Below are 21,591 nucleotides of genomic sequence, written 5' to 3'. Positions count from 1 at the left end.
TAATATATAAAAACCAAGTATTAATAGTTGACACTATGCTTATTCAGTCATATTCTATAACTTGATTATGTAATTTTCTTTCGACTTGAAAGGAGAAGGCTTGAATGGCAGCGTTGTATATCGGCATAATAATTTTGGTAATGTATCTGGTGCCTAGGTACATTCCCGTTACAGGAATACCAAAGATACACTGGAATGATCTTGATTCAAGTAAGGTCACGATTCTTGATGTTAGAGATTTTAATGAATCCCATAAAAACGCTGTAATTGGAGCGATAAATATACCTATTGCATACTTGAACAGAAGCTTACATGAGCTTCCAGTTACTGATATACACCTTGTAACAGCAAACTTACTTGAAAAAAATATGAGTGCACGCCTGTTGCGAAAAAAGGGTTTCCGTGTTAGCGGGTATACGCTTTTGACAGCTAATTTTCCAACTACAAATGAGAATGATATCGAAATTGAAACTTCATTTTAAAATAAGTAGTAATAGTATACGATTTTAGCATATCAATGGACGATAAAATTGGTATGCTTTTTTGTGTGATTTTATAGAGGAATTCCGGTGATACTTAACGCGGCACTTTGTGATACATTATTTAATGATTAGCTTAATTTTTAGGATGTGAATGTATGGTGAATTTTAAAATGAACAATGAATTAACAAATAAAGATTTACAGGCAGATTGTGAAAATTGTTTTGGCTTGTGCTGTGTTGCTTTACCGTATGCTAAATCCGCTGATTTTGCCTTTAATAAAGAGGGTGGAACACCTTGCCGAAATTTGGATTCTGACTATCGTTGTAGTATCCATGAGAATTTACGTAAACAGGGATTCCGTGGCTGTACCGCTTACGAATGCTTTGGCGCCGGGCAAAAGGTATCTAAGTTTACATACGCTAGCAAGGATTGGCGTGACAATCCTTCGATAAAAAAAGAAATGTTTCAGGTTTTCCCAATTATGCAACAGCTGCACGAAATGCTCCTGTATTTACATGAGGCATTACACCGTGAAGAAACAAAGCCTATATCAGAAGAGTTACAACATGCAATAAACGAAACAGAATGTTTGACGAAGCTTAGTCCATCGGAACTCCTCAAACTTGATGTTGTCAGCTACAGAGTAAATATTAATGAATTATTACTGCAATCAAGTACGTTAGTAAGAGGAAACCTAAAACCAGCGACTGTAAAGGGTAAGTGGAAAATTGATCGGGGTAGTGATCTGATTGGTGCTAAACTGAAAGGTGCAAATTTACGTGGTGCAAATTTGAGAGGGGCATTGTTGATTGCCGCCGATCTACGTAATGCCGATCTGAGGACGACTGATTTGATCGGGGCAGACCTTAGAGATGCAGATTTAAGCGGAGCGAATCTCACTGGATGTATTTTTCTAACACAGTCACAAGTTAACTCAGCACGGGGAAGTTTAAGTACTAAATTACCCGAAAGTATAACTATCCCAGATCATTGGAGGTAGTCTGAAGGGAACCTCACGACACATGACCATACAAAAACTAAGCAAGTTTTAGTTTTTGTATGGTTTTTTTGATGATAATTAATCGAAAAAACTTAAGAAAATATCGACTATTTGAGGATCAAATTGTGTTCCTTTATTTTCCCATATTTCACTTAAAATATAGTTCAAATCAAATTCCCCGCGATACACTCTTTTTGAAGACATGGCATCATAAGCATCAGCAACAGCAGTGATTCGTGCCAATAAGGGAATCTCTTCTCCCTTTAAACCATAAGGATAACCTTTGCCATCATAGCGCTCATGATGATAGAGGATGATATCTAAAACCCCGCTAGTTCTGAAATTTGAAACATGCTTTAACATGTCATAGCCTATTATTGGGTGATTTTTGATAATTGAGTATTCCTCGGCTGTTAATTTTTCTGGCTTATTTAAAATTTCTTCTGCTATCCCAATTTTTCCAATATCGTGTAATAAGCAACCTATCGCAATCGCATCCATCTTTTCCTTTGAAAGCTTCATTTCTGTTGCAATTTGCTGGGCAACCTTCGCAACGTTTTCTGAGTGATGTGAAGTATATGAATCCCGAGAATCAAGAATGTTGGATAGTGCGGTTGTCAGTTCAATTCGGTCATTCTTCACCTTTTGTACACCTTTCATCAAACCGACGGTTATAAATGTGATTAAAAGGTAGGTAACCATGTAGGTTAGGAAGGTAGCAAATGAATGATGCCATTCGGGAATAAGAAAATATCGCAGATAAACAATGAGAACGTCTAATAATATGATTAGCCATATGGGCCTTTGATAAAAACCGATCCCTAAAAATATCCCAGCAAAAATATATAATATATATAAGTTATTTGCTTGCTCAAAAACAAATTCGCTTAAAGTAAAAGCTGCTATTAATAGAAAAAAAAATCCAAACCGAAAATACTCAGGATAATCTAGCAGGCGATAATATTTCTTTACCATATGTCCTCCATTTAACACTGACCAAATTCATACTACTTCTAGCATTGGTTTTGAACATATAGACTATTTATAAAAAAGTAACTTTTTTACATTTTAATATTTAGAAATAATGAATAATATTACAGAATCATGTAAGGTATATGATAGACTACGTAATATGTAGTGGACATATTTTGACGGGGGTTAACGGAATGTATAGCTTTAAAAATGATTATAGTGAAGGAGCCCATCCAAGAATTTTAGAGGCATTATTACAGACAAATTTTGTCCAGGAAGAGGGCTATGGTGAAGATCGTTATTCTAAAGAAGCGATCTTGTTAATGAAACAAAAAATGAATCGAGAAGATGTTGATATTCATTTCTTAGCAGGTGGTACGCAAACAAATTTAACGGCTATTTCAGCCTTTTTAAGGCCGCATGAAGCTGCAATTGCTGCGAGTACAGGTCATATTCAGACCCATGAAACAGGTGCAATTGAAGCTACTGGTCATAAGGTTATCGCGGTAAAAACTGAGGATGGGAAGCTTAAACCGGTACATTTGAAGGAAGTCCTTAAGTCTCATACAGACGAACATATGGTTAAACCAAAATTAGTATACATATCCAACTCAACTGAAATTGGCACCATTTATAGTAAAAAGGAGCTTGTACAGCTCAATGCATTTTGCCATAAGCATAAATTAATTTTATTTATGGATGGAGCACGTCTTGGCTCTGCGCTTTGTTCTGACGAGAATAATTTGAGTTTAAGTGATCTTCCAGAGCTAGTTGATGCGTTCTATATTGGAGGAACGAAAAATGGTGCTTTATTAGGAGAAGCATTGGTGATTTGTCGAGATCCACTAAAAGAGGATTTTAGGTTTCATATGAAACAAAAGGGTGCGCTCTTGGCTAAGGGGAGATTATTAGGGATACAGTTTCTCGAACTGTTTCGCGATGATTTGTTCTTTGAGCTGGCCCAGCACGCAAACCGACTAGCTCAAAAGCTGCTGGTTGAGTTAGACAATGCCGATGTGAAATTTTTGACTCATTCACCGTCCAATCAAATTTTCCCAATATTATCGAATGACGTAATTGGAAAGCTTCAGGCAAAATATGCATTTCACACATGGGAAACTGTAAGTGCAGAGCATACGGCAATCAGACTTGTAACATCATGGGCAACAACTGAGGAAGCTGTTGATGAATTAATTGAAGATATTAAGCAATTTATCCAAAAATAAAAAATTTGAAGTAGAATGTTTACAGCAATACGAACTAGAATTATGACAGGAACCCTATATGACGGGTTCCTGTTTTAGTGAACTGAACTTTATGCTAAATTATATCCAATTGCCTTCCGACTATTTCTTATTAATTTGCCGACCACTTTTCTTTTGGCTTTGGGATTTTGAATTTCCGACTTGAAAATCTGAACCTAATTCAATATCATTTCGATTATCCTGTCTTTCCAATTGCTTTCTAATTTGGTCTTTATTCTTCATTCCTTGCTTTGACATCCTGAACCCAACTTCCTTTCATTTTTAGAATCGAACTTATTATGCTCAACCTTGCCAGAAAAATGAATGAGGACGAAAGGTAACTGTGAAACAAACCTGTGAAACAAGAAAATTCGGGCGGTGCCTGGCACCGACAAAAATAAAAACGACAAAAAAAGCAACTTTTCTCACATTTTTTACTTGAAGATTAGTGAATTATCAGATAAAATAAAGGAAATGAAAAGACTATGTGTGACTGGCGAAACACGGATAACCGTGAGGGAGCACATAGTTGCGTAGCCGTTCGCCTGGGCAGAGGTAAGGGATTTGCGAATCCCTTACCTCTTTCTGCTTACTAGGAGGAGATAAGGGTAGCGATACTACTATACTCGTTTGAATTATTGGATTATTGCTAATAATTTGGGGATTGGAAAAACGATAATAATACAAAGGGGTAATTATATTAATGAGCACAACAACTGTAACTGACGTAAAAACAATTAAAACATTAAATGCTATTGCTGAAAATGGCTTAAAAGTATTAAATCAAGATCAATATAAAATCGATAACGATAGCCAAAGTCCAGATGCGATTCTTGTTCGTAGCTTTAACATGCATGAAATGGAATTTGATCAAAATTTAAAAGCAATTGCACGTGCTGGTGCGGGTGTAAACAACATTCCTGTTGAAAAATGCACAGAGCAGGGAATTGTCGTATTCAATACTCCAGGTGCTAATGCAAACGCAGTAAAAGAGCTTGTGCTTACTTGCTTAATGGCATCATCTCGTAATCTATTTGCCGGTGTAGCTTGGACAAAAACGTTAGAAGGTCAAGGAGACCAAGTTCCAAAGCTTGTTGAAGCTGGTAAAAAGGCTTTCGTTGGTAAAGAGATTAAAGGTAAAACACTTGGAATTATCGGTTTAGGTGCAATTGGTGCACTTGTTGCGAACGATGCACTGGACCTTGATATGGATGTAATCGGTTATGACCCATTCATCTCTGTTGATACAGCTTGGAATTTATCTCGCAACGTACAACGTGCGATGACACTTGAGCAATTATTCGCAAACTCTGATTATATTACTGTTCACGTTCCACTTACAAATGATACTAAAGGTATGTTCAATAAAGATACTTTCGCAATCATGAAAGATGGCGTAACGATTTTAAACTTCTCACGCGGTGAGCTTGCAAATGAAATCGACATGGCTGTGGCTTTAGAAGATGGAAAAGTTAGCAAATATGTGACTGACTTCCCGAACGAAAACGTCTTGAAAATGGAAAATTGCATTGCAATTCCACACCTTGGTGCGTCTACTGGTGAATCAGAAGAAAACTGTGCCATCATGGCTTCAAAACAAGTAAAAGAATTCTTAGAAACTGGTAATATCAAAAACTCTGTGAACTTCCCTAATGCAGCACTTGAATACACTGGCAAACGTCGTGTAGCAGCATTCCACAAGAATGTTCCAAACATGGTTGGTCAGCTAACTTCTGCTATTTCTAGTTATAACTTAAACATTGCTGACATGGTAAACAGAAGCCGTGGTAATTACGCTTACACAATGATTGACATCGATGAAAAAGTAAACGGTGAAGTTATTCCAGGCTTAACTCAAAAAATTAGCGAAATCGATGGTGTAGTAACGGTTCGCGTAATCTAATTAACATATTAATCATTGCCATTTACTTGATTTTTCAAGTAAGTGGCTTTTTTAGTCTTTTATGAAAAAATTATTACTGATCTCAGAATTCTACTCCATTCTGAACTTGTTTTCTATTGCATATAATGTGCTGAAAGGTTGCAATTCAAGCTCTTTTATATGTCCTGTCCTTCATTCGCTTTGTTATTTTCAACAAATTAAGGAGGAGTAAAGATGGATATTTTAGCTTATGTATTGCAAGGTGTTTTGGCACTCATGTTTGTGTTCGCCGGTTTCGGGAAAGTGGTTGGGATGCAAATGCATGTGGACAATTTTAATCATTGGAAGTTGCCACAATGGTTTCGAGTGGTCACTGGATTAATTGAAGTGATTGGTGCAGCTGCGTTAGTAGTTGGTTATTGGGAAGTCAGCTGGTCTGCAGCAGGATCATTGTTACTGGGAATCGTCGCGATCGGTGGAATTCTCACACACATTCGTGTGAAAGATACTTTCAAGCAAGCTTCGGCTATTTTATTGCTTGGTATTTTGGCATTTATATTATTTTATCTACAATATTCTGAGCTAACTAATTTTCCAGGATTTTAATAAAACGAAAAAGGGAAGTGAGCGGTTTCGCTCTTACTTCCTTTTTTTGATGGAAAGGTGGTTGAGGTTAAGTTTATTGAAGCTATATTTTACAAGATAATCTGAAAAAAGTAGCGCCAATTGGGGTCATTGGAGCTATATTTTACATTATGGCCTCAAAAAAGTAGCTCCAAGCTAAGTATTAAAGCAACAAGAATTATCCTCGTGCCCGCAGTTTGTTTTGCAACGAGGTAAGGTGTGCTAATAGCGTTTCATATTCTTCCATATCAATTTTACAAGCTAGAATTTCTTCCCCTACTTTACTGAGAATGGCTGCTTTCTCCTGGTTTGCTTTATTTTCTAAGAAAATAAAAACTTTGCGTTCATCCTCTTTAGAGCGTTCTTTGCGGAGCCAGCCACTAGCTTCCATTCGATTGATCATCGGTGTCAATGTTCCTGTTCCTAGGTTTAAGGACTTCCCAAGCTCATTAACCGGAACTCCATCTTTCTCCCACAAAGCGAGTAAGACTAAATATTGGGGATAAGTTAGTCCAAACGGTTTAAGTACATTTGTATACAGCTTCGTAAATTCACTAGAGGTTTCGTAGATGGCGAAGCAAAGCTGTTTATTTAACGGTAAAAAACCCTGCACTCTATCACCTCCGTGAAAATAATTATAACAACATCAATAACGTTAATAAGGAATGACTATAGTACTTTCTCAATATCAGACTCGATCCGACTCGGTGTGGTCGTAGGCGCATACCGTTCGATCACCTTTCCATGACGATCGACTAAGAATTTTGTGAAATTCCACTTAATATTTTTTGAAAAAACACCACTTTTTTGCTCCTTTAAAAAAGCAAATAAAGGATCTGCATCATCTCCATTTACATGCACTTTGGCGAACATTGGGAAGGTGATGCCGTAATTCAATTGACAAAATTGAAGGGTTTCTTTGATATCAGCAAATTCTTGATTGTTAAATTGATCGCATGGAAATCCTAAAATTTCTAGTCCATCCTTTTGATATTTATTATACAGCTCTTGCAACTCTTTAAATTGAGGGGTTAATCCACATTTGCTCGCCGTGTTCACGATAAGCAGGGGCTTACCTTCAAAATCTTTCAGGGATTTAAGCTCACCATTCGTCTTTTTTACAGAAAAATCATACACAGTAGTCATCTTGTATTCCTCCAAATTGTGAGTTGTCGTTTATTGTAAAATAAAATCGTGTACGATTAAATCTTATGCGATTTAAAATAAAAACACAATTAAATATTCATTAAAAACCCTTAACAAAATATTAAAACTTAAACTTGTAAACAAATTCTTTAAGGGGAAATTATGTTAACTAATCAGAAAGGCTGTCAAAATTTACAGATTTTGATGGTTTTTTTAGTTGTTCATGATCCATTGTGCTTTAATAAAGATGAAGGGGATTACAAAAGTAAGGGGTGCGTTAAGGTGAAAATGATTAAAGATTCTCTCTTGTTTGCACTTCTCATGATTGTTGCAATGTTTGTCGCGGTGTTATTTTCAGGGGGATATTATCATATGTATGGAGAAAACTTCCTTTTGCAGCTAATTGAATATCCTCTCATTATTGCAGTTGTTTCAATTCTTGGAACTATAAGGTTGAAGAAATGGTTCCTCATGCCGTTGCTCACTTTTGTTGTTGTGAATCTCTTTTTTCTCATTCTGTTTAGTACAACCTATTTCGAATTTGCATTTGCCTATAGTGGGTTTTCGCTTATCATAAGTGTTATCACTTACTTTATAAAGAGAGTAGGCACTGATTAAAGATTATCTAAATGTTAAGGCATTTAATTTGTTAACATATATAAATCGACTGTCATTAATTAATGAATAATAACAAAATAATCCTAAATACTATTCGAATAGGATAATGGACAAGATTCTAGTTAATGATTGGGAGGATGTATATGCCAAGAAAGTCTGCAGCAAATGATGAGTCAGCTAAACCAGAAATGGAAGAGTTGTTGCCTGAAAATAAAGAATTAGGCAGTAATGACGATGAAGTCGCCAATTTGTCTCGGATGCTAAGCTCGGTGCTAAAGTATTTGTCTGATGATGATATTGAAGAAATCGATATTCAATCTTTATTGGAAAATACGGAAGGGCTTCAAGCGTGGTGGGATCAATATCGAGAAAGCAATCGGATACATATTGAAGAGGAAATTAAGAAATCGCTCGGTGACTTATCATTAGAGGATTTGGAAAGTATTCGTGAAAAAATAATGGAGAAACAATGATCGAGTAAAAAAAGCAAAACACACTTGACACATAGGATTTATATGCTTTATGATAAACACAAGAAAGGTTTCGTTATTTTCTGAATATTGCCAACTGGTTAACCAGAGGCTCATGTTAGTCCAACCTCATAAGGACTAATATGGGCCTTTTTATTTTTATAAAAGAAGGAGTGTGATTAAATAAATGTTTTTTGTAATAGAAGTAATCACTTTTTCAGAGTTATTACAAGCGAATGATAAGAAAAAGCATATGAATGTCGACCGGTCAACCGATGACTCTTTATCTCCTGCATGATTCGTGTATGGAGAAAAAGGGTTTTTTCAATTTTAATAAAAGGAGAAACAGAATGAATGGAAATATCGAAATTCAGCTTAACCCGAAAAAAAAGCTAACGCTCATTGATGCCATCAGCTCATCGTTAGCACAAATGGCACCCGCAGCAGGTATTTATTATGGATTTCCGGTAATTTTTGCAGCCTCTGGCGTTGGGTCACCGCTCACACTGTTGGTCGCGACATTTGCGATTATTTTGGTGGGCTTAAGCATAACTAATTTTTCAAAAACACATCCGAGCAGTGGTTCCCTAATCAAATATATTAGTATGACATTTGGGAATGTGGTTGGTATGGCAGCATCGCTAATCTTTTTAGTTGGAACCATTTTTCTTGCGGGTTCGGCCTTTATCGAGCTTGGCGGCTGGACGGCAGATTCATTGGCATTGTATGGAGTGGAAGTCCATTGGATATTTCCAACCATTATTTTGGGAGTCTTCATTTGGGGTTTGACTGTTCTGGGGATTCATAGTTCAACAAAAATAGCCGCCTTGGCCTTGGTCGTTGAGGTAGGGGTTCTGATTGTCGTTTCAATTTTGGTTTTAATGTATCCACCAGCACCGTTATCCTTAAAGCCTTTTGCCACATCCTCGATTGAAGGCGGAATTTCTGGATTAAGTCTAGCTTTCCCGTTAGCTGTGTATTTGTTCATAGGTTTTGAAAATTCAGTAGCGTTGGCAGAAGAGACGAAGAATCCTAAAAAGAATACTGCACGGGCCGTACTTGTGAGTATCGCTATCATGTCAATCTTTTATATTTTTATCAATTACAGCATTATTCAAGGGTTTTCTAATCAAGCAGGAGACTTGCTTAAAAGTGCAAACCCGTTTATGGACCTAGCAAATACATATTTAGGTAGTTTCTCAGTTCTCGCTACGATTGCTGGTTTTACAAGTATTTTCGGGATGACGATTGCTTGCTTAAACGGTTTTTCGAGGATTCCATTTCACTCTGCTCGGGAGGGCGTGTTCCATCGCAAACTAGCCAAGGTATCGAAATGGGGAACACCAATTGGTTCTATTACCTTTTTAAGTGGAGCAGGACTTCTTGTTGCAATCCTCTTTGGTTATCTAGGCAAGGGATGGGTGGTCGGTTTTGGATATTTAGGGACTATTGGCACGATTCCATTGTTGATCATTTACAGTTTATTAAATCTAGCTGTTATCTTTTATAAACAAGAAAAATGGCCGTTTTATAAAAAATATCTATTTCCTATCTTGGGCTTAGTCAGTATCCTTGTGCCACTATGGGCTATGGTTCAACCGGGCCAACCTGCACCAGTGAGCTATTTCCCGTGGTTGATTCTACTGTTGTGCATCGCAAGTTTCGCTTTTTCATGGTTTAAATTGAAAAAAAATTCAGTTACAGCTACTAATATCGGAGTCTTTGATGTCTCTGTAAATAAAGATTAATAGGGAGAAAAAACATGGTTCAGACAAAAACAAAAACGATTAGAGAAGAAATTCAAACACTCGTTAATAAGGTCATCCGCCCAAATGCTGAAATAATTGATCGGGAGGGAACCTTTCCTCGAGAGAACTTGAATCATCTAGCAGCTTCTGGCTGGAACAGTATCCTGATTCCAGAAAAGTATCAAGGACTCGGTCTCGATTATGAAGCGTTTGCCATCGCAACGGAAGAAATTGCGAAAGGATGCCCGTCTACTGCGTTAATCTATGTCATGCATGTCGGTGCTGCCCAAACAATTGTGTATTACGGTAACGAAGACCAAAAACAACGCTGGTTACCACCTGTCCGAAAAGGGGCTATTGGCACGCATTCAATGAGTGAAAAGGCCACAGGAGGGCATACGTGGTTTAGTTTAAGTGAAGCTAAACGGGATGGGGAAAATTACATTTTGGATTTAGAAAAATCCTTTACTACAAGTGGTGGCCAGTCTGCGTTTTATATTTTACAAACGAGAACACCAGGTGCAGTCAAACCAACTGATTTAAGTTATTTTATCGTTGATGGAAATCAACCCGGAATTACGGCTGGCACATGGGATGCTTTGGGTGTTCATGGAAATCATAGTGGTCCATTAAAGTTGGAAGGTGTAAAAGTAAAAAGGCAGGATTTATTGTGGGAAGAAAATAAAGCAGTTGATATTGCTTTAAATGGCGTCGATCCGCTCTATTTGCTAGGCATGGGTTCAGCATTTTTAGGTGTTGCTGAAGAAACACTGTCTAAAGCAATCGGTCATGTAAAGAAAACAATTCATCGTGATTTTAATAAAAGCTTAGCTGATTATCAAATCATTAGACAGCAATTGACAGATGCCAAAATATTAATTAGCAGTTTAAAACCTTGGCAAACAGCTCTTGCAAAGAAGTTTAATGAGTTTGAAGCTGAAGGAAAAGCGTTCGGTGAACTTTGGTATGAGGCGACGGAATTCAAAATTTTTGCCACAGAAGCTGCCAACAAAGTCGCAAATATAGCGATGGATGTTACAGGCGGATATGGTTATAAAAAGGGACCAATTGAGCGACTTTATCGTGACGCTAGAGCAGGCATTGTTTTGTCACCTTCTAATAATTTAGCGAAGGATATCATAGGGAAAAATCTTGTAGGGTTACCTTCGGAGTTTTACGAAGAGGGTGGAGAATAATATCAAATTGAGGAAAATTGCATAAAATCACACTTGACACATAGGAATAATTAGAATTATGATAAGTTCATGGAATATTTGCCATTTATTTAAAATATCGCCAACTGGTTAACCAGAGGCTCATGTTAGTCCGACGATAGGACTAGTATGAGCCTCTTTTTTATTAATTTTTTTAGGAGGAATTAACATGGGATTAGAATTTGCTTATTGGGCACCAAATGTTAGTGGGGGACTGGTGATTTCAAATCTTCCCCAAAAAACAGGTTGGACTTTTGAGGACAACAAGCGCTATGCACAAATCGCTGAGGAAGTAGGATTTAATTATGTTCTGCTTCAAACAAGATTCTTAGCAAGCTATGGTGCTGAAAATCAATTAGAGGCATCAGCGCTAGCATCTGCGTTAGCATCACACACTAAAAAATTAAACATCATTACTGCGGTCCTTCCAGGGCTTTGGCATCCAGCGGTTATGGCAAAAATCATTTCAACCATTGATCAAATTAGTAATGGTCGCGCTGCTATTAATATTGTAAGTGGTTGGTTCAAAGGTGAGTTTAATAGTTATGGAGAACCATGGTTAGATCATGATGAGCGCTACCGTCGTTCCGAAGAATTTATTGAAGTCCTTAGAGAATTGTGGACAAAGGAATCAGCAAATTATCGGGGGGATTTTTATCGATTAAATGACACGCCATTAAAACCAAAACCCATCAAACAACCACTCATATTCCAAGGGGGAAACTCGAAAGCAGCGAAGGAAATGGCTGGTCGGGCATCAGATGTTTATTTTGCCAACGGAGGTACACTGGAACAGCTCAAAGCCCAAATTGACGAAGTCAGCGCACTGAGAAAGGCGAATGGGAAAGGTCCAATCAAATTTGGTGTAAATGGATTTGTAATTGTTCGTGATACTGAGGAAGAGGCAAAACAGGTGCTTCGAGATATAGTCGAAAATGCAAATGCTGAAGCGGTTGAAGGATTTCGTGATTCCGTTAAAGCTGCGGGTGCATCTTCTCCAGAAGGAAAAGGGATGTGGTCAGAATCAACATTCGAAGACCTTGTCCAATATAACGACGGTTTCAAAACAGGTTTAATTGGAACAGCTGAACAGGTTGCGGACCGAATTATTGAATTGAAAAAAATTGGAATTGATATCGTTTTAACAGGGTTCCTTCACTATGAAGAAGATTTACGGGCATTTGGTGAGAAAGTATTGCCACTTGTTCGCAAAAAAGAAGAGCAATTACAAGCTTCCGTGCAAGCGTAAGCTCGGATTAGGAGGAATAGGTTTTGAGAAAAGACCGAATATATTTAAACGCATTTGATATGAATTGTGTGGCTCATCAATCACCAGGATTATGGACGCATCCAAAGGATCAATCACATCGTTATAACACAATCGATTATTGGGTTGAACTTGCCAAGTTACTTGAAAAAGGGCGTTTTGACGGATTATTTATTGCCGACGTCATTGGGATTTACGACGTTTATGGCGGTGATAAAACCGTAACGGTTCGCGAGGCGACGCAAGTACCGGTCAACGATCCGATTTTACTTGTTTCAGCAATGGCAAATGCCACCAAACATTTAGGATTTGGTATCACAGCATCGACTACATTTGAACATCCCTACACCTTTGCAAGGAGGATGTCGACGCTAGACCATCTAACCAATGGCCGCGTTGGTTGGAATATTGTTACTTCTTATCTGGAAAGTGGAACGAAAAACATTGAGATTGGTGATCGCTTCCTACATTCTGAACGCTATAATATCGCTGCTGAATATTTAGAAGTTTGCTATAAACTGTGGGAAGGAAGCTGGGAGGATGAGGCAGTCGTTAAAGACCGTGATAAAAAAGTATTTACCGATCCTACAAAAGTTCATGAAATAAATCATCGTGGTAAATATTTTGACGTACCTGGAATTCATCTTTGTGAGCCGTCGCCACAACGTACACCAGTATTGTATCAAGCTGGAGCGTCTGCAACAGGAAGAAGCTTCGCTGCAAAACACGCCGAATGCACGTTTGTTTCTGCTCCGACAAAAGAGGCAGTCGCCAATTATGTTGTAGATCTAAGAAAGCAAACGGCTGAGAACGGAAGAAATCCACAAAGCATCAAAGTATTTACGCTTGTAACACCGATTGTTGGCCAAACTGAAGCAGAAGCTTGGGAAAAATATGACGAGCTTGCTAGTTACATAAGCTATGAAGGTGCATTGTCGTTAGTGAGCGGTTGGTCGGGGGTTGATTTTTCACAATACGAACCAGATCAGGAAATCGAATACATTGAGACCAATGCGATTAAATCATTGTTAGAGTCGCTAACTACCTTAAGCACTGAGAAAAAGTGGACTGTAAAGGAATTGGCGAACTTTGCAGGTATCGGCGGGATGGGCCCGGTCCTTGTAGGAACCCCTAAACAAATCGCAGACTCATTTGAAGAATGGATTGCTGATACGGATATCGACGGGTTTAACCTCGCCTATGCCATCACACCTGGAACCTTTGAGGACTTTATAGAACTTGTAGTACCTGAACTGCAACAAAGAGGATTATTAAAAACTGAATATGAGGATGGGACACTCCGTGAAAAGCTTAATGGAAAAGGGCAAGCTCGCCTACCGGAATCCCACACCGCTCATCAATATCGAAAAATTAAAACAACTACCGCAAATGATCAATAAGAAACGAATAATTATTAAACATAAATACTACTTATCAAATTCGAATAGTTGGGAAGAGGTGTAACATGTCAAAAAAAATCCAAATAAATTTAGAAAAGTTACAAAAAGACCAAAAGCTTAACTTTAATGGCCCTGTTCAGATTGATTCACCGGAATTCGAAGCCCTATTAAGTGAAATTGGCAGAGATGCCGAAAAACGCCGCAAAGCAGGAAATAACGAACGTCCGTTTTATGCCATTGATTTAATCCGGCAATCACGGCTTGGTGCGATACGCTTACCATTTGAAAAGGGTGGTGTCGGTGCTAGCATTCGTGACTTATTATATGTAGTGATCCGCTTGGCTGAAGTAGATCCTGACGTGGCTCATATTCTTCGCGCTCATTATAATTATGTGAATGATTTTCTAATTAATCCAAATGATGAAGTTCGTAACTTATGGCTTCAAAGAATAGCAGATGGGGCGATAATCGGGCTTGGTTTCACCGAAATCTCGAACCAAAACGTCGGAAAACTAGTATTTGAAACGAAGTTAACTCCTGATGGGGATAATTATCGATTAAATGGAACGAAGTATTTCAGCACGGGTACACTCTATTCCGACTGGGTGGTCGTTTTGGCAACGACTCCGGAGGGTGAATTGGCCACAGTCATCATTCCAACCCTCCGTGATGGTGTTGTACTTGAGGATGATTGGGATGGAATTGGACAAAAATTAACTGGAAGCGGTACGACGAAATTTAATCATGTATTAGTTAACAAGAATGAGGTTCTTTCCTTTGGAGAAGGTCCGACCCCGTTTAATTCGTTCTTCCAATTGATTCTGCAGGCAGTTATTGCTGGAATCGTTCGTAATGTTGAGAAAGATGCAGCCGCTCTTGTTAAAAGCCGGAAACGCTCGTTTACCTTTGCAGCAGGACCAACACCCGCAGAGGACCCGCAGCTACAGCAAATAATCGGAGAAATTTCAAGTATCGCGTATGCAGCTGAATCGATTGTATTAACTGCTGCTGAAAGCTTAGACCGTGCCGTAAATTCAGCTGTTGATGGAGTGATTGATTACGAACTAAGTCATGAAGCCTCATTACAAGCTGCAAAAGCAAAGGTAGTCATCGATGGGCTTGCATTAAGAGCAGCATCACTACTGTTTGAAGTGGGTGGTGCATCTGCAACAAAAGCTTCCGCAAATCTTGACCGTCACTGGCGCAATGTTCGTACCATCGCCTCACACAATCCAACCGTCTATAAGGCTCGGACGATTGGTAACTTAGTCGTGAATGGAACAGGTTTACCACTTGAGGAAGTATATTTCTAGAAAACTAGAAAGCAGAAAGAGGATAGTTCTCCTACGGAATCGAGGGGAACTGTCCTCAAAAATGGAGGAGGAACTTACATTGAGTCAATCAGTAACTGAGAAAAATATCTATTCAAGAGCGTACATTGAAGAAATTCGAGAACGAATTCGTCCGATTGTTGAAACCGTAGTAAAGCCTAATGCGGAGATTAACGATAAGGAGGGGAGATTTCCCCGTGAAAATTTGCTTGCTCTTGCAAAAGAAGGCTGGAATTCGGTCGTTCTTGGTAAGGAGTACGGCGGACTGGATCTTGGCTATGTAGGGCTGTCGATTGCAGCAGAAGAATTGGGCCGAGTGGATGCCTCAACAGGTCTTGTTTACGCGATGCATGCTGCAGCCACACAATCAATCGCCTTATTTGGGACGGAGGTTCAAAAAGAGCGTTGGTTGAAGCCAATCAGTGAGGGTAGAATTGGAACTTTAGCCATTAGTGAAAAAGCATCTGGGGGTCACGTTTGGTATAGCTTTAGTCAGGCAGAGCGCGATGGCGAGGATTATATTCTCAATGCTGAGAAATCTTTTGCGACAAGCGGGGGACAGGCTGATTTTTATATTGTCCAGACACGTACTGCAGGTAGTAGCGATCCAAGCGAAATCAGTATTTTTATTGTCGATGGTCATGATGAGGGAATCACGGCAAAACCTTGGAACGCACTCGGAGTTCGCGGCAATCATAGCGGTCCAATTAAATTTGAAAATGTTAGAGTCAATCAAAAGGATTTGTTAAATGCTTCAACGATTGATATTTTGAATGGGACAGGGGTTGCACTTGGGCTAAACGCAGTGTGGCTTGGCGTTGCACAAGGTGCGTTGGATGCGGCGCTTGACCATGTAACCAAAACGGTTCATAAAGATTTCAACCGAAACTTAGCGGATTATCAAGTGATTCGCCAAAAGCTCGCTGAATTGAAGAGCAGAATCACGGGTCTTCGAGCATGGCAAATTGATTTGGCACGCCATTTTGATGAACTGAATGATAAAAACCAGTCCTTACTAGAGCTTTCAAATGAGGTGACTGAACTGAAAATTCAAGCAACAGAGTTAGCGGATTATGCTGCTCGAATTGCGATGGATGTGGCCGGTGGTTATGGATATATTGATGGAGTATTTGAACGACTTTATCGAGATGCCAGGGGAGGAATCCCAATGGCCCCTTCTAATAATCTCGCTCGGGAAATCATTGGAAGACAAATTGTTGGTCTTCCGTTAGAGCTGTGGGAAGAAGTAAAATAATTACCGAGCGTTGTTCTTTAAATATTCACAATCTTTTTGTGTAAAGGTTTACCAAATCATATATGCTTAAGGTGTAATGATTTGGGAGGTGCTTTAATTGTATAAAATGCAAATATGTAATGCTCTAACCAAAGAAGTTCTGCGTGAAAAGACCTATCGAAGGACCGATTTAATATTCAGCTTACTAGAGTCTGCCGAAAAAGGTCAGGAATGTATATTGTTTGATGAAAATTGTAAAACCTATAAAGGCAAATATGTCTCACATTCTATTGAAACGGTTGGCGACATGAAGGTTTACAAGGTATATTTTGAATTGAAGCTATCTGATATCCAAGCAAGAATTGCGCAAAAGAAGCTTGCATAGTATTTGTATAAACACTCATCCGCCATATGGATGGGTGTTTTTTAGGTAAAATAAAAGGTTAATACCCTTTTTGAAAGATTAGGGAACAATGTGGGAAAAATGGCTTTATTTTCATGATTCCCCATAATTTGTGATAATTTTTTATCGATTAAATATAAATCGTCAATCTTTTTTCAATTTTCATGATAATTGTTTGAAACATTGGAAATATCATGAAATATTAACAAAAAATTTGAATAGTAGGAAGAAAAATACAGAAAAATTCGTGGAATTATTTCACTTTTTAAAAATAACAACTATTATATCAAAATGTTCATCATAGTCAATATAATTGGATGATTTTATGAAATGATTCTGAGGAAGTCTCGGTTGTAGGGTTGGAAAGCTATTTAAGAAAAATTAATGTTACTTTATAATGAAAAAAGGTATCAAAAACTGCCGAAGTAAAGCTATGAAAATAACCCCTTAGCGCCTCGTCCGGGAAGACACACGCAAAGGGGTTGGTGAGTCGGAGTATACCAACTCATTTTTCAGTATACTCCTATTTTACTCAAATGGAAATGTTAATAAATTACAGGAGAGTGAAGTCAGGAATGAAATTTATGCCAAATTACATGATTAATCCGAATACCTTGGTGGCAGTCCCAAAATTTATAAACGGGAAATGCTGTTCGTGTGTCATTCATTGTGGTCGCTCAATTTTGATTGATTTGAGTCCGACAGAGCTGGTGCAAAAAAGTTTGCTCTATTTTGCGAAAGATTTAAAAGGAGCATCCCATGGCTCGAAGGTAGTACTGGGAAATGTACATATGTGTCCCATTATCATAAGTAGTCAATTGAAAATGTGTTGGTTCCCATGCAATACTCCAGATGGAAATCCGATTTGGTTTGCAGAACGTCACATCATCGATACGATTCCAATTGGGGAAAATCAAACAGATGTCATTTTATCTTTCGGGCATATTGTCACTGTAGACATGTGTAAAACTCATTTTGACCGTCGTTGGGGTAGAGCAAATAGACTGAGAAAAATAGTGACGGAACGAATCTATTTACAGGATCAATTTGAAATCGACCAACCACAAGGTTTTATCATCTGTCGTGACCCTGGGAAAAATTTTTATGATATAAAAAAAGAAGAATAAAAATGTAAAGGTAGCTCCGATATCATAATAGATAATCGAAGCTACCTCATTTCATTTTTTCCCCCATTAGGTTCGATCCATTTCCGTTATTCCACTGCTTGAGGGTGGAGGACAATCGGCTTGTTATCATCCATTGTTGCTTTATATAAAATGATATCTCCTGTTTGCGGAGTTATGGCGGCTGTGTTCACCTTGAAGTTTTCAGCTAAGGCAATCGTCCACTTTGCTTGATTGTTTTCTAATAAAACCACTGCCAATGTGCCGAACTGAACAATATTTTTCCATTCATAGGCTTGACTTTTACCATTTTGAGTAATGGTGAGGCCACCTGGTAGACAATCAATCCTAACATTCTTTCCGGCCCATGTCCCTTGAAGCTGTGGTCCTACATTGTAGTAGGAATTGCCACCACCACGGTCACCAAATGTTCCAATATATTGATGAATGGTTTGATCCTTGGCTTTGTATGTAAATGCGGCAGTATCATTGGTAAGCCAAAGAACTTTATGAGAATATGTTGTTTCAAATGGAAGGGTTGCTTTAGCACGCCCAAACACCCCATAATAAGTCCGATAATACACAGATTTCCCAGTGCTTCGCTCTATTTTTAGCGAAAAAACATGCTTGAAATCTGGTGAGATATCTATTACATTCTTTATTTTCCCATCATAAATAAAAAGTAAAACAAGATTCAATGTAATAAATAGAATGGCAAAGGCTGCTCCAAACCGCTTCCCATTTTTCTTTATGGTTAGGAGCAAGAATAATGATAAAGCTAAAAATATTACAATCAGGATGTTAATTCCGTAAAATAGACGGTTATCTACATATTCTATTTGGTATTTAACATGCAGTAGGAGATACCCCATTTGCAGACAGAAAAAGCCAAGCGCAATGATGAAACATAACCAGCCACTAATTTTCTTTGTCATCTGGCGTCACCTCACTTTCAAATGTCCAGGTTTGGCCATTGTCCAATGAGATAAACTTTCCTTTAATCAGTCCACCTAGGTAATCACCATTCGGTCCTTGATTTAAAAACATTGCTAGATGATCGTCCTCTTTAAAGGGTACTTCTGCTATAACGAAAATTTTTTCGTACTGAGTCGGAATGGCTATTTCGGCGTGATTCCAGCTGCCACCGCCATCTTGGGTATAATAGACGTCCGGCGCTTCAGGATTTAATATCCCGAAGGAAAGGAAGCCAATTCTCTCATCAATAAACCCACCACTTGCAACTAATCTGGTTGTATCTGGACGGTTTTTTTCCATCCACGTTAAGCCTCCGTCACTTGTAATGAAAATGGACGACCATTCCGATGACATCGATCTATCTCCAGAGACAATTACATAGCCAAAGCTTTCGTTAAGAAATTCTACTTTTCGATAACGAATCGCAGGATATTTTTCAATAATAGTAGATTGCTGCCAAGTTTTTCCTTGATCAAGTGAAGTGACAAATTGCAACTTATAGTCAAATTCAGACACTTTTTCAGCAAAGAAAAATAGGGCACGCTTTTCTGTGAGGATGAAACTATTTTGAATTAATTCTTCCTTGTTACCGGTATATTCACCTGAAAATAACGATTCTTTTTGGACCGGAACAGTTTTCCATGTTTCACCGTTATTATAAGTGATTTGCAATTTCTCGTTTTGCAATGTATAGCCAATGTTATCGCGAACAAGAATGGGAGTCAGTTTCTCGGGTTTAGGATTTTTAGATTCCTTCGCTATTTGTTCTTCGATTTTTTCAGACTCCGGTTTCGAGATTTGTGTGTTATTTTGGTAAAAGATCGTTGCTACCATGATTCCGACTAGCATCACAACTGCTATACTAATTAGAATTTTTTTCACAGGAAGGACTCCCTTTGATTTTCTTATTTATACTCTATCAAGCATAGCAGACATTCCAGCTTAATTAAATGAAAGTGTAGGCGAGGCAACGGGCACCTGAATCCATAACATGAAACCAGACAACAAAAAAGCACAGAGTACTTTAGCACTCTGCACTTTATTCGATTAATATAAACCGTGTGGAGGATCAATACCTAATACATTTTCTCCATCTAATTCTACCCAAATATAGGAGTGATCGATTTCTACCCCTGTGGTGTTGGTTACAAGACAATGTAAACCTTCCTGAAGTTGAAATGTTAATGCACCAGTATTTAATGGTAGCGATAGGTTTAGTCCAGTGTTAATAGAGATTTTTTGATCTCCAGAATGGAGATAACTCGCTTCTGCTCCCGTTGAAAACACTGGTAACAAACTAAGTGCAAGCACAGCTATAAGTAATATTTTTTTCATAAAAGTCACCTCCTAAACTATTGTTCTATGTCATCTATTATTGAAAAGAACGTATCGACAACGTCTGGATGAAACATCGTCCCTTTATGACGTTCTAATTCTTCCAGGGCAGTATCAATTGACAAACCTTTGCGATATACACGATCTGTTGTCATTGCATCAAATGCATCAACTACGGTAATGATAGCTGCTTGAATCATGATCTCATCCCGGTTTAGTTGCTTCGGGTAGCCTCTGCCATCATATCTCTCGTGGTGTTGCTCGACAATTTCACCTGCTTTGATTAAATCGACAAAATTTGTGTTTTCCAGTGTCTCTCTTCCCCAGGTTGTATGCTTTTTCATTGTTTCATATTCTTCGTCGGTCAGTTTACCTGGTTTATTTAAGATATGATCGGGTACTTTAACCTTTCCAATATCGTGGAGGAACGCAGCTAGATTTAAGATAAATAATTCATCCGGCGAAAGCCCCATTTTTGTCCCAATTTTCATGGATAATTCTTTAATACGTTCACAATGATCGGCTGTATAACCATCCTTTTGTTCAACCATAATGGCTAAATCCATTAATTCCTGTAACGAGCTACAATACCCCTGGAAAATGGGTTGGGAGGTAACATAAATGAATTCTACATCGGTTTTTGCCGTGAAAAACATGGTTTCCTTAACGGGGCAAACATTGACGGAGTCACCAACATGAAGGGCAAGCTCTTTTGCTGGAGTTTGATAGATTAACGTACCAGATAAAATCGTAAAATGCTCCAAAGCGCTCCATCCAGCAGCGGGTACGATTGACCAATACGCACCTTTATATAATTTATGATGAATAACCTCTGTCCCATCTCCGGAGGCTAACAAGGAAAGCTCCATATTTTTTAAGTAGACTTTTTTCATCGCATCTTTTTTTAGTATGTTCATATTTCCTCCTAAAATAAAAACAGTTTTTTCCGAATGGAGTAAAATTATACTATTTATGCCGTAATGAATTTAGTCTGATTCATATAATCTATTGCTCATATTTACGGGTTGCGAAACGAAGTGAGTAATATCACTCGAATTTCCATCTTACTAAACAATATATCTAAATGGACTTCGCGTAAATACCTAAAATTCGACATTTTC

The 21,591-nt window shown here is 38.2% G+C and carries 23 protein-coding genes and 1 riboswitch; of the genes, 15 read left to right on the top strand and 8 right to left on the bottom strand.

Features of this window, described 5'->3' with window-relative positions; all coding sequences use genetic code 11:
* Positions 1 to 104: 104 nt before the first annotated feature.
* Together HHO41_RS11770 and HHO41_RS11765 are read left to right on the top strand one after the other, a co-directional pair.
* Entirely contained in the window at positions 105 to 482 is a 378-nt protein-coding gene (locus tag HHO41_RS11770) for a rhodanese-like domain-containing protein (protein ID WP_169098783.1), read from the top strand.
* A 170-nt stretch (positions 483 to 652) separates the two neighbouring features.
* Complete coding sequence (locus tag HHO41_RS11765; RefSeq protein ID WP_169098913.1) at positions 653 to 1,483, top strand: pentapeptide repeat-containing protein; 831 nt, start codon at positions 653 to 655, stop codon at positions 1,481 to 1,483.
* A 78-nt stretch (positions 1,484 to 1,561) separates the two neighbouring features.
* Here HHO41_RS11765 and HHO41_RS11760 read toward each other — a convergent pair whose 3' ends face one another.
* Complete coding sequence (locus HHO41_RS11760; RefSeq protein WP_169098781.1) at positions 1,562 to 2,458, bottom strand: HD-GYP domain-containing protein; 897 nt, start codon at positions 2,456 to 2,458, stop codon at positions 1,562 to 1,564.
* Between the two features lie 191 nt (positions 2,459 to 2,649).
* On the opposite strand from HHO41_RS11760, the gene HHO41_RS11755 reads away from it, so the two are divergent.
* Positions 2,650 to 3,681 carry a threonine aldolase family protein gene (locus tag HHO41_RS11755; protein ID WP_169098779.1) on the top strand — a complete coding sequence of 344 codons (1,032 nt, stop codon included), beginning with the start codon at positions 2,650 to 2,652 and terminating at the stop codon, positions 3,679 to 3,681.
* Positions 3,682 to 3,801: 120 nt separating this feature from the next.
* Here the strand turns inward: HHO41_RS11755 and HHO41_RS11750 are convergent, their stop codons facing one another.
* The gene (locus tag HHO41_RS11750) at positions 3,802 to 3,957 is read right to left on the bottom strand and encodes a hypothetical protein (protein ID WP_169098777.1); all 156 of its coding nucleotides are present in this window, start codon (positions 3,955 to 3,957) and stop codon (positions 3,802 to 3,804) included.
* Between the two features lie 221 nt (positions 3,958 to 4,178).
* Positions 4,179 to 4,257, top strand: a riboswitch (ZMP/ZTP riboswitch).
* 145 nt (positions 4,258 to 4,402) lie between these two features.
* On the opposite strand from HHO41_RS11750, the gene HHO41_RS11745 reads away from it, so the two are divergent.
* A complete protein-coding gene (locus HHO41_RS11745; RefSeq protein ID WP_169098775.1) occupies positions 4,403 to 5,602 on the top strand; it encodes a phosphoglycerate dehydrogenase in 1,200 nt (399 codons plus the stop codon).
* Positions 5,603 to 5,815: 213 nt separating this feature from the next.
* Complete coding sequence (locus HHO41_RS11740; protein WP_169098773.1) at positions 5,816 to 6,187, top strand: DoxX family protein; 372 nt, start codon at positions 5,816 to 5,818, stop codon at positions 6,185 to 6,187.
* A 196-nt stretch (positions 6,188 to 6,383) separates the two neighbouring features.
* Here the strand turns inward: HHO41_RS11740 and HHO41_RS11735 are convergent, their stop codons facing one another.
* The gene (locus HHO41_RS11735; RefSeq protein WP_169098771.1) at positions 6,384 to 6,818 is read right to left on the bottom strand and encodes a transcriptional regulator, SarA/Rot family; all 435 of its coding nucleotides are present in this window, start codon (positions 6,816 to 6,818) and stop codon (positions 6,384 to 6,386) included.
* Positions 6,819 to 6,874: 56 nt separating this feature from the next.
* Positions 6,875 to 7,351, bottom strand: coding sequence for a glutathione peroxidase (locus tag HHO41_RS11730; RefSeq protein ID WP_169098769.1), 477 nt, complete (start codon positions 7,349 to 7,351; stop codon positions 6,875 to 6,877).
* Positions 7,352 to 7,513: 162 nt separating this feature from the next.
* Between HHO41_RS11730 and HHO41_RS11725 the strand changes: the two genes are divergently transcribed.
* From HHO41_RS11725 to HHO41_RS11680, 10 genes are all read left to right on the top strand, one after another.
* Positions 7,514 to 7,969: a DUF2651 family protein gene (locus tag HHO41_RS11725; protein WP_169098767.1), complete on the top strand. Its 456-nt coding sequence runs from the start codon at positions 7,514 to 7,516 to the stop codon at positions 7,967 to 7,969.
* Positions 7,970 to 8,112: 143 nt separating this feature from the next.
* Positions 8,113 to 8,442 carry a hypothetical protein gene (locus HHO41_RS11720; protein WP_169098765.1) on the top strand — a complete coding sequence of 110 codons (330 nt, stop codon included), beginning with the start codon at positions 8,113 to 8,115 and terminating at the stop codon, positions 8,440 to 8,442.
* Positions 8,443 to 8,789: 347 nt separating this feature from the next.
* Positions 8,790 to 10,187: an APC family permease gene (locus tag HHO41_RS11715; RefSeq protein WP_169098763.1), complete on the top strand. Its 1,398-nt coding sequence runs from the start codon at positions 8,790 to 8,792 to the stop codon at positions 10,185 to 10,187.
* A 14-nt stretch (positions 10,188 to 10,201) separates the two neighbouring features.
* Complete coding sequence (locus HHO41_RS11710) at positions 10,202 to 11,383, top strand: acyl-CoA dehydrogenase family protein (RefSeq protein ID WP_169098761.1); 1,182 nt, start codon at positions 10,202 to 10,204, stop codon at positions 11,381 to 11,383.
* Positions 11,384 to 11,570: 187 nt separating this feature from the next.
* A complete protein-coding gene (sfnG, locus tag HHO41_RS11705) occupies positions 11,571 to 12,650 on the top strand; it encodes a dimethylsulfone monooxygenase SfnG (protein WP_169098759.1) in 1,080 nt (359 codons plus the stop codon).
* A 23-nt stretch (positions 12,651 to 12,673) separates the two neighbouring features.
* Positions 12,674 to 14,068 (top strand): LLM class flavin-dependent oxidoreductase, encoded by a 1,395-nt coding sequence (locus tag HHO41_RS11700; RefSeq protein ID WP_169098757.1) that lies wholly within the window; start codon positions 12,674 to 12,676, stop codon positions 14,066 to 14,068.
* Positions 14,069 to 14,133: 65 nt separating this feature from the next.
* Positions 14,134 to 15,381, top strand: a complete 1,248-nt coding sequence (locus HHO41_RS11695; protein ID WP_169098755.1) for an acyl-CoA dehydrogenase family protein — start codon at positions 14,134 to 14,136, stop codon at positions 15,379 to 15,381.
* Between the two features lie 79 nt (positions 15,382 to 15,460).
* On the top strand, positions 15,461 to 16,654 hold the full coding sequence (locus HHO41_RS11690) for an acyl-CoA dehydrogenase family protein (protein ID WP_248278437.1): 1,194 nt from the start codon (positions 15,461 to 15,463) through the stop codon (positions 16,652 to 16,654).
* Between the two features lie 97 nt (positions 16,655 to 16,751).
* Positions 16,752 to 17,018 (top strand): hypothetical protein, encoded by a 267-nt coding sequence (locus tag HHO41_RS11685; RefSeq protein WP_169098751.1) that lies wholly within the window; start codon positions 16,752 to 16,754, stop codon positions 17,016 to 17,018.
* A gap of 602 nt (positions 17,019 to 17,620) precedes the next feature.
* Positions 17,621 to 18,163, top strand: coding sequence for a competence protein ComK (locus HHO41_RS11680; protein WP_169098749.1), 543 nt, complete (start codon positions 17,621 to 17,623; stop codon positions 18,161 to 18,163).
* A gap of 86 nt (positions 18,164 to 18,249) precedes the next feature.
* On the opposite strand, the gene HHO41_RS11675 is transcribed toward HHO41_RS11680, so the two are convergent.
* The 4 genes from HHO41_RS11675 to HHO41_RS11660 all read right to left on the bottom strand — a co-directional run bounded on the left by HHO41_RS11675 (position 18,250) and on the right by HHO41_RS11660 (position 21,387).
* The gene (locus HHO41_RS11675) at positions 18,250 to 19,095 is read right to left on the bottom strand and encodes a hypothetical protein (RefSeq protein WP_169098747.1); all 846 of its coding nucleotides are present in this window, start codon (positions 19,093 to 19,095) and stop codon (positions 18,250 to 18,252) included.
* Positions 19,079 to 20,017, bottom strand: coding sequence for an oxidoreductase (locus tag HHO41_RS11670; RefSeq protein ID WP_169098745.1), 939 nt, complete (start codon positions 20,015 to 20,017; stop codon positions 19,079 to 19,081). Before HHO41_RS11670 ends, HHO41_RS11675 begins: the two co-directional genes overlap by 17 nt.
* A 165-nt stretch (positions 20,018 to 20,182) precedes the next feature.
* Positions 20,183 to 20,470, bottom strand: a complete 288-nt coding sequence (locus tag HHO41_RS11665) for a hypothetical protein (protein WP_169098743.1) — start codon at positions 20,468 to 20,470, stop codon at positions 20,183 to 20,185.
* A 17-nt stretch (positions 20,471 to 20,487) separates the two neighbouring features.
* Positions 20,488 to 21,387: an HD-GYP domain-containing protein gene (locus HHO41_RS11660; protein WP_169098741.1), complete on the bottom strand. Its 900-nt coding sequence runs from the start codon at positions 21,385 to 21,387 to the stop codon at positions 20,488 to 20,490.
* Positions 21,388 to 21,591 lie beyond the last annotated feature (204 nt).

This window comes from Bacillus sp. DNRA2 (assembly GCF_012843265.1).
Classification (GTDB): domain Bacteria; phylum Bacillota; class Bacilli; order Bacillales; family Cytobacillaceae; genus Bacillus_BU.
This window is presented reverse-complemented; position numbering and strand designations above follow the sequence as displayed.